This is a genomic window from Halarchaeum acidiphilum MH1-52-1 (assembly GCF_000474235.1).
GTDB lineage: Archaea > Halobacteriota > Halobacteria > Halobacteriales > Halobacteriaceae > Halarchaeum > Halarchaeum acidiphilum.
In genome coordinates this window covers 21,771-34,704 of record NZ_BATA01000022.1, presented here as the reverse complement: position 1 = coordinate 34,704, position 12,934 = coordinate 21,771, and the positions used below count along the sequence as shown (strand labels likewise).

The window sequence follows — 12,934 nt, the reverse complement described above, 5'->3', positions numbered from 1 at the left end:
AACAACTCCGTTCGCTCGACAAGGCTTACGCTTCGTCGAACAGCGTCTCCCCCTCGATCATGTGCTCCTCGACGGCGTCCATGTCGAGGGTGAGACCGAGACCGGGCGTCTCCGGCACCTCGATGTAGCCGTCCTCGATGACGTCCTCTTCGACGAGGTCGCTCCACCAGCCGAGCTCGTAGGAGTGATACTCGACGGCGAGCGCGTTCGGGATGGCCGCGCCGACGTGCGCGGAGGCCATCGTCGCGATCGGCGAGGAGACGTTGTGCATCGCGACCGGGATGTAATACTGATTCGCGACGTCCGCGATCTTCTGCGTCTCGCGCATTCCACCGACCTTCGGGAGGTCGGGCGCGACGATATCGACCGCCTGATTCTCGATGAGGCGGCGCTCCTCGGTCACTCTGTAGCGGTTCTCGCCGACCGTGACCGGCGTCAGCGTGGATTTCGTGACCTCCTGCTGCACGTCGAGATTCTCCGGCGGAACGGGATCTTCGAGCCACCAGACGTCGTAGCCCTCGATCTCGGCGGCGAGACGCTTCGCGCTGTTCGGACTGAACGTCCAATGGCAGTCGAAGGCGACGTCCGCCTTGTCCTTCACGCGCTCGGTGACCTTCTCCACGATCTCGGCCTTGTGGCGAATCTCGCCCGGCCGGAGATGGCGGTTCGCGCGGTCCTTCTCGTGGCCGGAGGGCACGTCGAGGTCGAACTTGAGGGCGTCGTAGCCGAGTTCGTCGACGACGCGCTCGGCCTCGTCCGCACAGGCGTCGGGGTCGGCTTCGTCCTCGGTGTGACAATCACAGTAAACCCGGACCTTGTCCCGGTACTTCCCGCCGAGGAGCTGGTAGGCGGGGAGTTCGGTGATTTTACCCGCGAGGTCGTGGAGTGCGACTTCGATGCCGGCGATGGCGGTGACGGTGACGCCCTCGACGGAGCCCTCGCCACTCATCTTCTGAATGAGGTGCTCGTAGAGGCGGTCGATGTCGAGGGGGTTCTCGCCGATGAGGAAGGGCGTCATCCGCTCGACGAGTTCGGGGACGCCGGCGCCCCAGTAGGCCTCACCGGTGCCGACGACGCCCGCGTCCGTGTAGATGCGGACGAGCGTCCACGGGAAGTTCCCGTCGACCATCGTCGTCTGGATGTCGGTGATCTCGACGTCGCGCCCGCCGCCGCGCTCCGCCTCGACGCCCATCGTTTCGGCGGAGAGTTCGCGCATCGTGTACTCCGCGTTCGGGTCGTGAAGCCGTCGGTAGTCCTTCGCCATACAGCCGTCGTTCACTCGTGAGCGGGTAAATCTTTGGAGTTTCTCCGCTCAGCTCTCGGCCGCGAGGCGATTGAGGGCGTGGACGGTGCGGAGGACGTTCCCGGCGGCCCCGCGGGCGTACGTGAGACCGTCCGTCTCCCGGACGTGATCGAGCACGCGCGTCGAGGCGTGTTCCGGCGCGGCGGCGATACCCGCGTCGTTCGCCACCATCCACTCCATCACGCGGAGGTCGCTCTTCGAGTCGCCCATCACGAGCGCGAACGGATCGTCGATCCCGAGGACGTCGAACGCCGCCTCGACGCCCGCGACCTTGTCGAGTTCGCGCGCCGTGACCTCCGCCGCGTCCCCCTCGTAGTAGGCGAGTTGCACCCGGTCGAGGACCGCCTCCACCGATCCCGTGACGTCCGGATCATCGGGGAGGACGCCCGCCTCGTCGAGGACGGTCGCGATCTCCGGATCGCGGGTCGCGTAGTACGACCGGACGTCCGCGGGCGCCGCGTCGTCGATCGCGGCGGCGAGGAGTTCGGTGAGATAGACGGTGGCGTCGTCGATGATCTCGACCGCGGCGTCGCTCCCCGTCTCCTCGTTCGGCTTGAGCGTGACGTTGAACTCGTTGCCCTGTAGGTGACAGCCCCGCCGGACGCGCTCGGGGGCGTCCGGAAGGACGCGCGAGCGGACGTAGCCGAAGACGTCGCGAACGGATTCGTCGAGGGTCTCGTAGAGCAGGCGCTTCGTCTCCGAGCCGTGGCCGGGCGTGAACACGCCCGTCCCGGCCTCGTAGACGATCGAGACGTCGCCCGAGTGGACGAACTCGTTGCCGAGGCCCTGATTGAGGAATCCCTTGACGTTCTCGAGGGTCTGGCCCGTGCAGACGACGATCGGAACGCCGTGCTCGTGGAAGACCGTGAGGAGGTGGAGGGTCTCGCGTGGGATCTCGTTGTCCGTGCTCCCCGCCGAGCGCAGCGTCTCGTCGACGTCGAGCACGAGGACGTTCACCGGACGGCCGTGCTTGCTGTGGAGGTCGAGAGCGGTGAACGCCTGCTCGCGCGTCGCGTGGGCGGCGAGCGACGCGTACGTCTCGCCGTGCGCGTCTGCCACCGCGTCGCGACGCTCCGCGAGTTCATCGCTCGCCTCCTCCCAGTACTCCAATGCGACCCGGGAGTCCACCGGCGGAAAGAGATCGATGAAGTCCTGATACGCGCGGAGCGTGTCGGTGTCGAACGTCTCGTACAGCGCGTACAGCTCGTCGTACCGCTCCATGGTGACTGTCGTCGCCGTCGTCGTATAAATGGTCCCGATCGCACCGCGCGGATCAACGTGCACTCGATGGAGAGTTAGTTTCTGCGTCCGCGGCATCCCGCTGTCGGCAACGAAACGACCATACAACCGGCACCCCAACCCGAGCAACATGAAGAACGTCGACGACCTCATCGAGAGCGCGGGCGATCTCGCCGCGCGCGGCCTCTCGCGGGGCGAGATCGCGGACGAACTGAACGTCTCGCGCGAGACGGCGAGTTGGCTCGTCGAGCGCGCCGGCCGCAGCCCCAGCGGGGCCGAGACGGAACTGCACGACGCCGGCGGCCCGCAGGACGTTCACGTCGACTGGAGCGCCATCGGCGAGGCCGGCGCGCGCCTCGCATCCATCGGCGAAGCGCTCGCCGACCTCCTGCGCGAACACAGTCACGACGTCGACCTCGTCATCGGCGTCGAGAAGGCCGGCGTCCCGCTCGCCACCGCCGTCTCGCGCGAGCTCGAAACCGACCTCGGGACGTACACCCCGCGCAAGCACCAGTGGGAGGAAGGCGACATCGAGGACCTCGGCGGGAGCTTCAGCCGCAACTTCGCGCAGGTCGAGGGTCGGGACTGCTTCATCGTCGACGACACCATCACCTCCGGAACGACCATCAGCGAGGCCATCGAAGCCGTCGAGGAGAGCGGCGGCAACGTCCTCGCCGCGTCCGTCCTCGTCGACAAGCAGGGCGTCGGCGATGTGGACGACGTCCCCGTCGACGCGCTCATGCAGGTCATCCGGGTCGGCAACGACGGCGAGTCGGAGTAGTCGCCCGTCTCGCGGATCGTTCCTCCCCGCTCGTCGTTCGGCGGCACCAGAGGTGCCGCCTGCACAACGCCTTTGCCCATCCACCACCAATCGCTTCGCATGACGTTCGACCCGATGGGCGAGGCGCTGGACGCGGACGAGGTGCAGGAGACGGTCGACGAGACCATCGAGAACAACGAGGTCGTCCTCTTCATGAAGGGGACGCCCGTGATGCCTCAGTGCGGCTACTCGAAGCGCGCGGTCGGCCTCATCGGCCAGTACCGCGACGACTTCGAGGCCGTCGACGCCCTCCAGAATCTGGAGGCCTTCCGCGAGGCCCTCGACGAGCACTCCGGCTGGGAGACCATCCCCCAGACGTACGTCGAGGGCGAGTTCGTCGGCGGGAGCGACATCCTCGCGCAACTCGACGAGGAGGGCGACCTCGCGGAGACGCTGAAGGCCGCGGACGCGGACGCGGACGCGGACGTCGAGACCGCGGCGGACGGCGGGAGCGACGAGGACCTCGACGCGCCCTTCTGAGTTCCGCGGACGCTACGTCTCTTCCGAGTCGATAGCCGAGTGCGTCAACGGTCGTCCGGCAGGTCGTTCCACGGCGCGAAGCCGGGATCGACGCGACGCTCTACCGTGTCGATGGCGTCGATGCGCCGGACCTCCTCGTCGGCGAGATCGACGCCGAGGCTCTCCCAGTTGTCCCGGATGTGCGACTCGGAGGTGGCCTTCGGGATCGCGGTGACGCCCTTCTCGCGGAGCCACGCGAGCGCGACCTGCGCCTCGCTGGCGTCGTGGTCCTCGGCGATGTCCGCGAGGACGTCGTCGCCGAAGACGTCGCCGCGCGCGAGCGGCGAGTACGCGACGAGTTCGATGTCCGTCTCCTCCGCCATGAACGAGCGCAGCTGGCGCTGCTGGAGGAACGGATGCATCTCGACCTGATTGGCGAAGATCGGCTCGTCCATGACCTCTTGGGCCTCCTCGACGTGTCGACGCTCGAAGTTCGGAGACGCCGATGTGTTCGATCTTGCCCTCGTCCTTCAGCTCCTCCAGCGCGGGCAGGGTCTCCTCGGGATCGTACGTCCGGCCCGGCCAGTGGATGTAGAGCAGATCGACGTAGTCGACACCCAGCTTCTCCAGACTCTCCTCGGTGCTCTCGATGACGCCGTCGTGGTCGGCGTGATCGATCCACACCTTCGTCGCGAGGAAGACGTCCTCCCGGTCGACATCGGCGTTCGCGAGGCCGCGCCCGACGTCCTCCTCGTTGCCGTACGCCTGCGCGGTGTCGATGTGTCGATATCCGGTTTCGAGGGCCGTCTCGACGGCGTTCGCACACGCGTCGGGATCCGTGTTCTCCCACGTGCCGAGACCGAGTCGCGGCATCCCGTTCGCGCGCGGAACGTCGTCGCTAGTGAACTCCGGCATGTTCGACACGTACCTCGGGAGCGGCAAAGGCGTTCGGGCGGCGGCGAGGCCCACCACCGACATCGTTGTCGTGACACGCTAGAGATACGCACTCGAACTCGGAGCGCGTCCCCTTTGTGCGTCGGTGCCCGTTGGACGTGTATGGAGACGGTCTACGACCTGCTTGAGGACCTCCCGGCGAGCGCGACGCTCCGGGCACCGCCGGCGTCACTGCCCGCTCGCGAGATCCGATCGACGGCGTACAAGACCGGGAACTACCTGCGCTCGCGCGGCGTCCACCGCGGCTCGGACGTCGGCGTCGCGGACGAACCCGACCCGAAGGCCGTCTTCGCCTTCCTCGGCGCGGCGCTCCTCGCCGCATCCGTGACGTTCGATCCGCCACGCGACTTCGACGGCCGCGCCGTCGTCGTTCCGACTCCGTCGCTCGACGCCTACGATCTCGGCCCGGGCGGCCAGCGCGTCGGCTACGGCGCGAGACCGAACGACCCCGCGGACGGTCACTTCGAGGGCGACGTCTGGAGCGAGAATCCCGCGTTCCCGCCCGTCTCGTTCGATGGCGACGCCGCGGCGCTCGATGATGGCACGACGCAGGCCGCGCTCCTCGATCGCGCTCGCGACGTCGCGACGGATCTCGACACCGCCGACGTCGTCGCCGTCCGCGCACCGTTCGCGCGCGTGGCGACGCTGGTCGGCGCTCTCGGCGCACTCCACGCGGGAGCGACGGTGCTCCTGCCGGGCGAGGAGGACGGGAACGCGGAGACCGGCGACGTCGCGCTCGCATCGATCGACGGGGACGCGCCCGAGACGCGCGTGCTCGACGTCTAGGATTCGATCTCGGCCATCGCGTCGAGAAGTCGATCGACGTCCGCCGCGGTGTTGAAGACGTGGAAGGAGGCGCGCACGGTGCCGGTCGGGAGCGCGCGGACGACGACGTCGCGCTCGCCGAGCGCCGCGACGAGCGCCGCGGGATCGTCGCTCTCGACGGCGACGAGGCCGGACTCGTACTCGCGCGGGCCGACGAGACGGTCGTCCCCGATGCCGGCCTTGAATCGGTCCGTGAGGGTCTCGATGCGCGACCGGATGGCGTCGAGACCGATCTCCTCGACGACGTCGATCGCCTCGATCAGGCCGGCGTGCGGTCCGGGTGAGACGGTGCCGACTTCGAGGCGTCGCGCGCCCGCGTGGAATTCGTACCCCTCGTCGTCGGGGTCGCGGACGCTCCGGTACCCTACTTGTAGGGGTTCGAGACGCTCCGCGGCCTCGGGATCGACGTACAGGAACCCCGCGCCCCACGGGCCGCAGAGCCACTTGTGGCCGGCGGCGGCGACGTACTCCGCGCCCCACGACTCGACCGGCATCGGCGCCTGCCCCGGCACCTGTACGGCGTCGACGAGCACCTCCGCACCGGCGTCGTGGGCGTCCGCGACGAGGTCCGCGACGGGGAGGCGCGTCCCCGCGGTCCACGTCAGCGCGGAGAGACAGACGAGGCGGGCGTCGGAGACGGCCTCCCGATACGCCTCGCGGTCGATCCGCCCCTCGCGCGTGGGGACGACGCGCGTCGTCACGCCGTGGGCGTCGCGGAGCCGCCGCCACGGGAGGATGCCCGCCGAGTGCTCGACGTCCGTGCGGACGACGACGTCGCCCGGCTCCCAGTCGATGGCCGTCGCGATGCGGTTCACGCCGTCCGTGGTGGATTGCGTGAGCGCGACGTTCGTCGGGTCGGTGTCGAGGAAGGCGGCGAGGCGCTCGCGGGCGTCGTCGAACAGCGCGGCCGCCGAACGATATGGGTCGTCGTCGGCGTGCGCCTCGAACTCGTGGCGTTCGAGTGCGGCCTCCGCGGCGTCGACGACGCGCCGGGGTGATGGCCCGCTCGCGCCCGTGTTCAGGTACGTGGCGTCGGTGAGCGCCGGAATGTCGGCGCGAAACGTCTCCGGGTCCATACGTCCACTCCGTCGCCGCCCGGCAGAAAGCTTGGGGGAGCTAGTCGTCCGCGGCGAGGCGATCGCGGATCGGCTCCGCGACCGCCTCCGGTGGAGTGTCGAACCAGCGCGTTTCGGCGATCTCCGCGTGCGGGTCGAGAGACGGGTCCTCGTCGAGCGGTTCGCCCTCGAAGTGGATCCAGAGACCGCTCGCCCCGTCGCCGCCGTCGACGAGCGAGAACGTCTGGCGGCGCGCGTGGAAGGCGCCCGTCAGAGCGCACTCGAGACCGAGCTGCTCGGCGACGTGTCGCTTCGCCGTCTGTTCGTGCGTCTCGTGGCGATCGAGGCTCCCCCCCGGGAGGTCCCAGACGTCCGGGTTCTCGCGATACCGGACGAGCAACGTGCGACCGTCGGATTCGAGCAGCGTTCGCGTCCCACCGAGGCGCCCCTTGCTCGCGCTCGTCATGCACTCGACGAGCGCCTCGCGCGGGACGGTGGTCCGCTCCTCGACGACGGGGAATTCCCCATACGTTCGACGCAGCTGTTCGATGATCTCACCGACAGCCGCGCTCCCCTGTCGCGACATGCGATTTACTAGCGCCTTTGACGGCAAAACTGTTGGGGTGCCGTCGCGATCGCTCGTTTGTCGTATTCTATTGTCCGTAATGCGTGGGCGTCTCGCACACACATAACACCGATGGACGCACGTACAGTCGAATGCTGAAGCTGCCGTATTCGATCATCTGACGGCCCGCTTCTCGCTTCAGAAGCCTTTTGCTTGCCCACTTTGAAGCCTGACACACATGCACGATGACCTGAACTGGGCCATCGGCGGGGAGGCGGGCGACGGGATCGCCTCCACCGGGAAGGTGTTCGCACAGGCACTCTCCCGCGCCGGTCGCCACGTCTTCACCTCGAAGGACTTCGCGTCCCGTATCCGAGGTGGCTACACCGCTTACAAGGTCCGCACATCGGTCGATCGCGTTCAGAGCGTCGTCGACCGCCTCGACGTTCTCATCGCGCTCACCGAGCGCACCGTCGATGAGAACATGGACGAACTCCACGGCGACTCCGTCATCATCTACGACGGCGAACGCACGGAGTTCAGCGACTTCGAGGTGCCCGAGGGAATGATCGGTCTCGACGTCCCGCTGAAGTCGCTCGCGGAGGACGCGGGCGGCGCGCTGATGCGGAACATCGTCGCCCTCGGCGCCGTCTGCGAGGTCGCCGAGTTCCCCATCGAGAACCTCGACGAGTCGCTCCAGAAGCGTTTCGGCTCGAAGGGCGAGAAGATCGTCGAGAACAACAAGGAGGCCGCCCGCCTCGGTGCGGAGTACGTCACGGAGAACTACGCCGACGCCGTCGGCACCCTCGACTACGAACTCGAGACGACGGACAACGACTACGTCCTCCTCAACGGCGACGAGGCCATCGGAATGGGCGCCATCGCGGCCGGCTGTAAGTTCTACGCCGGCTACCCGATCACGCCCGCGACGGACGTCATGACGTACCTCACCGGTCGCATCGAGGAGTTCGGCGGTCACGTCGTCCAAGCGGAGGACGAACTCTCCGCGATCAATCTCGCGCTCGGTGCCGCCCGCGCCGGCGCGCGCTCCATGACCGCGACGTCCGGTCCCGGCATCGATCTGATGAGCGAGACGTTCGGGCTGGTCGCCCAGTCCGAGACGCCGCTCGTCATCGCCGACGTCATGCGCTCGGGTCCCTCCACGGGGATGCCGACGAAGCAGGAGCAGGGCGACCTCAACATGCTGCTCTACGGCGGGCACGGCGAGATCCCGCGCTTCGTCCTCGCCCCCACCACCGTCGCCGACTGCTTCCACAAGACCGTCGAGGCGTTCAACCTCGCCGAGAAGTACCAGACGCCGGTCTACATCGCGGCCGATCTCGCGATGGCCGTCACCGAGCAGACGTTCGCGCCCGAGGAGTTCGACATGGACGCGGTCGAGATCGACCGCGGGAAGGTCGTCGACGAGACGAGATCTCGGCGTGGCAGAACGAGAAGGAGCAGTTCAAGCCCCACGCGGTCACCGCCGACGGCGTCAGCCCGCGGGCCTTCCCCGGCACCGAGGGCGGCGTCCACATGTCCACCGGTCTCGAACACGACGAACTCGGGCGCCGGACGGAGGACGAAGAGGAGCGCATCGAGCAGGTCGATAAGCGCGACCAGAAGGTCACCACCGCCGAGGAGACCGAGGACTGGAGTCCCTTCGAGTACGGCGACGAAGACGCCGACACGCTCGTCATCTCGTGGGGATCCAACGAGGGCGCGCTCGTCGAAGCCCTCGACTTCCTCGAGGAGGACGGCGTGGACGTCCGCGTCCTCTCCGTCCCCTACATCTTCCCGCGGCCCGACCTCTCCGAGGACGTCGCGGACGCGGAGACGACCGTCGTCGTCGAGTGTAACGCGACGGGTCAGTTCGCCGACGTCATCGAGAGCGACGTCCTCGAACGCGTCGACCGCATCAACAAGTACAACGGCGTCCGCTTCAAGGCGGACGAACTCGCAGACGACATCAAGGAGGTCATCGCATGAGTTCAGACGTTCGCTTCACCGACTTCAAGTCCGACAAGCAGCCGACGTGGTGTCCGGGTTGCGGCGACTTCGGCACCATGAACGGCATCATGAAGGGTCTCGCCGAGACCGGCAACTCCCCCGACGAGACGTTCGTCGTCGCCGGTATCGGCTGCAGCGGCAAGATCGGGACGTACATGCGCTCGTACGCCCTGCACGGCGTCCACGGGCGCGCGCTCCCCGTCGGCACCGGCGTCAAGATCGCGAACCCCGATCTCGAAGTCGTCGTCGCCGGCGGCGACGGTGACGGCTACTCCATCGGCGCCGGCCACTTCGTCCACGCCGTCCGGCGCAACATCGACATCACGTACGTCGTGATGGACAACCGCATCTACGGTCTCACCAAGGGACAGGCGTCCCCGACGAGCCGTCCGGACTTCGAGACCGCGACGACGCCCGAAGGCCCGAAGCAGCCGCCCGTCAACCCCCTCGCGCTCGCGCTCTCCGCCGGCGGGAGCTTCATCGCGCAGTCGTTCTCCTCGAACGCCCTGCGCCACCAAGAGATCGTCCAGCAGGCCATCGAGCACGACGGCTTCTCGCTCGTCAACACCTTCAGCCCCTGCGTGACGTTCAACGACGTCGACACCTACGACTACTTCCGCGACTCCATCGTCGACCTCGACGAGGAGGATCACGACCCGACCGACCGCGAGCAGGCGAAGGAGAAGATCCTCGACAGCGAGAAGGAGTACATCGGCGTGCTCTGGGAGGACGAGGAGGCCGTCGACTACAACACCGCCCACGGCGTCGAGGGCAACATGGCCGACATCGACGAGAGCGGCGCCCCCGAGGGCGCGACCGATCTCGTCCGCGAGTTCTACTAGACGCTAGACGGCTCCTCGTCGCGCGCGACCCGGACGTCGCGCTCTACGACGTCTCGGCCGCGACGGCAGATCGAGAGAGCTACAGGAGTGGAGAGTCCACCAGCCGGCTGGTGCCATTGGGCAGCGCGCCATCGGTGTCTCGCACGTCACTCCCGCGGAGTCGCGAGGATGCGTCGAGCGCTCAGCCGAGGCAGGCGGCGACGACGCGCAGGGCGTCCGGCCCGCGGACCTCCTCGGCGAGCAGCGGAACGCGCTCGACGTCGCGCCCTCGGAAGAGATCTTGGGCCTCCGCGAGCGCGTCCTGCTGGACGTCCCAGCGGCGCTGACAGAACTCGCACTCCTCGAGGTTCGGCGAGACGAACGCCTCCGACGGGACGGACGGGACAACGTCGACCAGCGGCTCCATCACCTTGTTCACGACCACCGTCGAGACGGGGATCCCGAACTCCTCCAAGCGCTCGCGCAGGCGCTTCGCTTCCACCACGCTCATCTCCTCGGGGACGGTGACGATCCGGAAGTCCGTCCGCGCGGGATCGGTCAGGACGTCACGCAGACGGGAGACGCGCTCGCGGACCTCCTCCACGCCGTCCATGCCGGTCCCCGCGCCGGCCGCGTCGTCGCCACCGAACAGCCCCTTCATCGAGTCCATCATCCCGCCCATCTTCTCGCGGAACCGCAGCATTCGACCCATCATCGAGTCCATGAGTTCCGGGAGTTCGAGCAGGCGGAGCGTGTGGCCGGTCGGCGCGGTGTCCACGACGACGCGCTCGAAGCGCTCGTCGTCGAGGTATTCGACGAGCAACTGCATCGCCGCCGCCTCGTCCGCGCCCGGCATCGGGCCGCCGAGCGGGTTCGCGCCGGCGTCCCCACCGCCCAAGAGGTCGCCGAGACCGCCCATCGGTCCCGCGCCGGCGCCCTCGGCGTCCCCGCCCGCGCCGCCGAGTCCCATCGCACCCGCCCGCTCCATCGCCTCGTCCGGGTCGATCTCGACGCCCCAGAGCGGGACGTCGTCGCGAACCCGGCCGGGCCGGCTCGGCACGTCGGTCCGGTACGTGTCCGAGAGGCTGTGCGCCGGATCCGTCGAAACGACGAGCGTCGGCGTCCCGTCCGTCGCGCTCGCGAGGCCCGTCGCCGCCGCCATCGTCGTCTTCCCGACGCCGCCCTTCCCGCCGTAGAGGACGTACTCCGCGGTGCCGGCCGCGACGCTCGGCGTCCGCACGTCCTCGACCGCCTCGACTTCGAGTTCGCTCATAGTGGGAGGGGCGGGTTCCGCCGAGGTAGGTTCTTCGCTACCGTCTTTTTCGGTCGGGTGCGCTCCGCGCACCCGCTCGCACAGGCAAGGTAGCGAACTACGGGGGTCGTGGTACCGCGACTCTCGGAAGGGTTATCCCCCTATCGGCCGTACAATCGTTTGCAATGGCAAACGGTAAGGTTGATTTCTTCAACGACACTGGCGGCTACGGTTTCATTACGACTGAGGACGCGGACGAGGACGTTTTCTTCCACATGGAGGACGTTGGCGGCCCCGATCTCGAGGAAGGACAGGACATCGATTTCGACATCGAACAGGCCCCCAAGGGCCCGCGCGCGACGAACGTCGTCCGCAACTAAACCCGAGTTTCACTCGTCGCCGCACGGCGACACGTGAGTGACTCCATTTTGTCGACTGCGACGCCCCGAGCGTCCGCTGTCGCTTCATCACTCGTCAGTTTCCGGATCGGAGCGGCCGCGCGGCTGACTACTGTCGCTCGAAGTACGCGGCGAGACGTTCGGCGGCCGTTTCGACGTGCGGCGTGACGAGCGCGAAGCGGAGCCAGTCGCCGCGCGACTCTCCGAACGCCTCGCCCGGCATCCCCGCGACGCCGGCCTCGTCGATGAGGCGCTTCGCGTTCGCCATCGTGCCGGGATAGTCGGGGAAGCGCGCGAGGACGTAGAACGCCCCTTCGGGCGTCGTGTACTCCGCGCCGGCGCGATCGAGCGCCGCGGTGAACGTCTCGACGCGCTCGCGGAGGCGCTCGCGGTTCGCCTCGTGATAGCTCGCGTCCGTCGTCTCCAGCGCGCGCACCACCGCGGCCTGTGCGGGCCGGCTCGTCGCCACGTTCGTCAGCATGTTGCGCGTCCGGGCCGCGGGCGCGTCGCGTCGCGGGAGGATCGCGTACCCCACCCGGAAGCCCGTGATCGCGTACGTCTTCGAGAAGGAGTTGGTGACGACGGCGTGCTCGGAGTCGAAGGAGAGCGCGGACGTGAACGCGCCCGTGAAGTCGAAGTGGTCGTACACCTCATCACTGACGAGCATCGCGTCGTGCTCCTCGGCGATGGCGACGAGTTCGCGCATCGCGTCCTCGCGGTAGACGGTCCCCGTGGGATTGTTCGGCGTGTTGATGACGATGCACGCCGTCTCGTCGCTCGCGGCCGCGCGGACGTCGGCGGGATCGAGACGCCCCTCGTCGTCGGCGGGGACGAAGCGCTGGACGCCGCCGAGCATCTCCGTCTTGCCGGGATAGTAGGGGTAGACGGGATCGGCCAGCAGCACCTCGCTCCCATCGAAGCGTTCGAGGGCGCGCGCCATCCCGAGCGTGTTCGCCATCCCGCCGCCGTTGGTGACGATGACGCGCTCTCCGTCGACGCCCCGGCGTGTCGCGATCCGCTCGCGGAGTTCGCGCAGGCCGTCGCTCGGCGGGTACTGGAACGCCTCGCCGCCCGCGTCCGCGTAGTCGTGGAGACCGTCGCTGATGCCCTCGGGCGCGCCCCAATCGGGGTTCCCCGACACCATGTCGACGACGTCGCGGTCCGCCGCGTCCGCGTACTGCATCATCGTGAAGAACAGCGGTTCCTCGTACTCCATGTGGGCAGGGCGGCCGC

General features: G+C 68.2%; 11 protein-coding genes and 2 pseudogenes. 6 read left to right on the top strand and 7 right to left on the bottom strand.

Annotated features, from left to right (window positions below):
• Positions 1-25 precede the first annotated feature (25 nt).
• Both AOZ13_RS05840 and AOZ13_RS05835 read right to left on the bottom strand, forming a co-directional pair.
• Positions 26-1,264 carry a mandelate racemase/muconate lactonizing enzyme family protein gene (locus tag AOZ13_RS05840; protein WP_020220958.1) on the bottom strand — a complete coding sequence of 413 codons (1,239 nt, stop codon included), beginning with the start codon at positions 1,262-1,264 and terminating at the stop codon, positions 26-28.
• Positions 1,265-1,312: 48 nt separating this feature from the next.
• A complete protein-coding gene (locus AOZ13_RS05835) occupies positions 1,313-2,524 on the bottom strand; it encodes an HAD family hydrolase (protein WP_020220959.1) in 1,212 nt (403 codons plus the stop codon).
• Positions 2,525-2,672: 148 nt separating this feature from the next.
• On the opposite strand from AOZ13_RS05835, the gene gfcR reads away from it, so the two are divergent.
• Both gfcR and AOZ13_RS05825 read left to right on the top strand, forming a co-directional pair.
• Positions 2,673-3,323, top strand: a complete 651-nt coding sequence (gfcR, locus tag AOZ13_RS05830) for a transcriptional regulator GfcR (RefSeq protein ID WP_020220960.1) — start codon at positions 2,673-2,675, stop codon at positions 3,321-3,323.
• A 99-nt stretch (positions 3,324-3,422) separates the two neighbouring features.
• Positions 3,423-3,842 (top strand): glutaredoxin family protein, encoded by a 420-nt coding sequence (locus AOZ13_RS05825; protein ID WP_020220961.1) that lies wholly within the window; start codon positions 3,423-3,425, stop codon positions 3,840-3,842.
• A gap of 44 nt (positions 3,843-3,886) precedes the next feature.
• On the opposite strand, the pseudogene AOZ13_RS05820 reads toward AOZ13_RS05825, so the two are convergent.
• Positions 3,887-4,694 (bottom strand): annotated as a pseudogene (locus AOZ13_RS05820) (aldo/keto reductase).
• Between the two features lie 183 nt (positions 4,695-4,877).
• On the opposite strand from AOZ13_RS05820, the gene AOZ13_RS05815 reads away from it, so the two are divergent.
• Positions 4,878-5,561, top strand: coding sequence for a hypothetical protein (locus AOZ13_RS05815; protein ID WP_020220964.1), 684 nt, complete (start codon positions 4,878-4,880; stop codon positions 5,559-5,561).
• On the opposite strand, the gene AOZ13_RS05810 is transcribed toward AOZ13_RS05815, so the two are convergent.
• Positions 5,558-6,676 carry an aminotransferase class V-fold PLP-dependent enzyme gene (locus AOZ13_RS05810; protein ID WP_020220965.1) on the bottom strand — a complete coding sequence of 373 codons (1,119 nt, stop codon included), beginning with the start codon at positions 6,674-6,676 and terminating at the stop codon, positions 5,558-5,560. The two genes, AOZ13_RS05815 and AOZ13_RS05810, sit on opposite strands and share 4 nt — an antisense overlap.
• 40 nt (positions 6,677-6,716) lie before the next feature.
• Positions 6,717-7,241 (bottom strand): NUDIX hydrolase, encoded by a 525-nt coding sequence (locus tag AOZ13_RS05805; RefSeq protein WP_020220966.1) that lies wholly within the window; start codon positions 7,239-7,241, stop codon positions 6,717-6,719.
• 217 nt (positions 7,242-7,458) lie between these two features.
• Here AOZ13_RS05805 and AOZ13_RS05800 point away from each other — a divergent pair.
• A pseudogene (locus AOZ13_RS05800) lies at positions 7,459-9,209 on the top strand (2-oxoacid:acceptor oxidoreductase subunit alpha).
• On the top strand, positions 9,206-10,072 hold the full coding sequence (locus AOZ13_RS05795) for a 2-oxoacid:ferredoxin oxidoreductase subunit beta (protein WP_020220968.1): 867 nt from the start codon (positions 9,206-9,208) through the stop codon (positions 10,070-10,072). Before AOZ13_RS05800 ends, AOZ13_RS05795 begins: the two are co-directional and overlap by 4 nt.
• Positions 10,073-10,253: 181 nt before the next feature.
• Here AOZ13_RS05795 and AOZ13_RS05790 read toward each other — a convergent pair whose 3' ends face one another.
• Positions 10,254-11,408, bottom strand: a complete 1,155-nt coding sequence (locus tag AOZ13_RS05790) for an ArsA family ATPase (protein ID WP_394324675.1) — start codon at positions 11,406-11,408, stop codon at positions 10,254-10,256.
• A gap of 80 nt (positions 11,409-11,488) precedes the next feature.
• Here AOZ13_RS05790 and AOZ13_RS05785 point away from each other — a divergent pair, with 80 nt between their 5' ends.
• A complete protein-coding gene (locus tag AOZ13_RS05785) occupies positions 11,489-11,683 on the top strand; it encodes a cold-shock protein (RefSeq protein ID WP_021780069.1) in 195 nt (64 codons plus the stop codon).
• Positions 11,684-11,810: 127 nt separating this feature from the next.
• Here the strand turns inward: AOZ13_RS05785 and AOZ13_RS05780 are convergent, their stop codons facing one another.
• The gene (locus AOZ13_RS05780) at positions 11,811-12,917 is read right to left on the bottom strand and encodes a pyridoxal phosphate-dependent aminotransferase (protein ID WP_021780068.1); all 1,107 of its coding nucleotides are present in this window, start codon (positions 12,915-12,917) and stop codon (positions 11,811-11,813) included.
• Between the last annotated feature and the right edge of the window lie 17 nt (positions 12,918-12,934).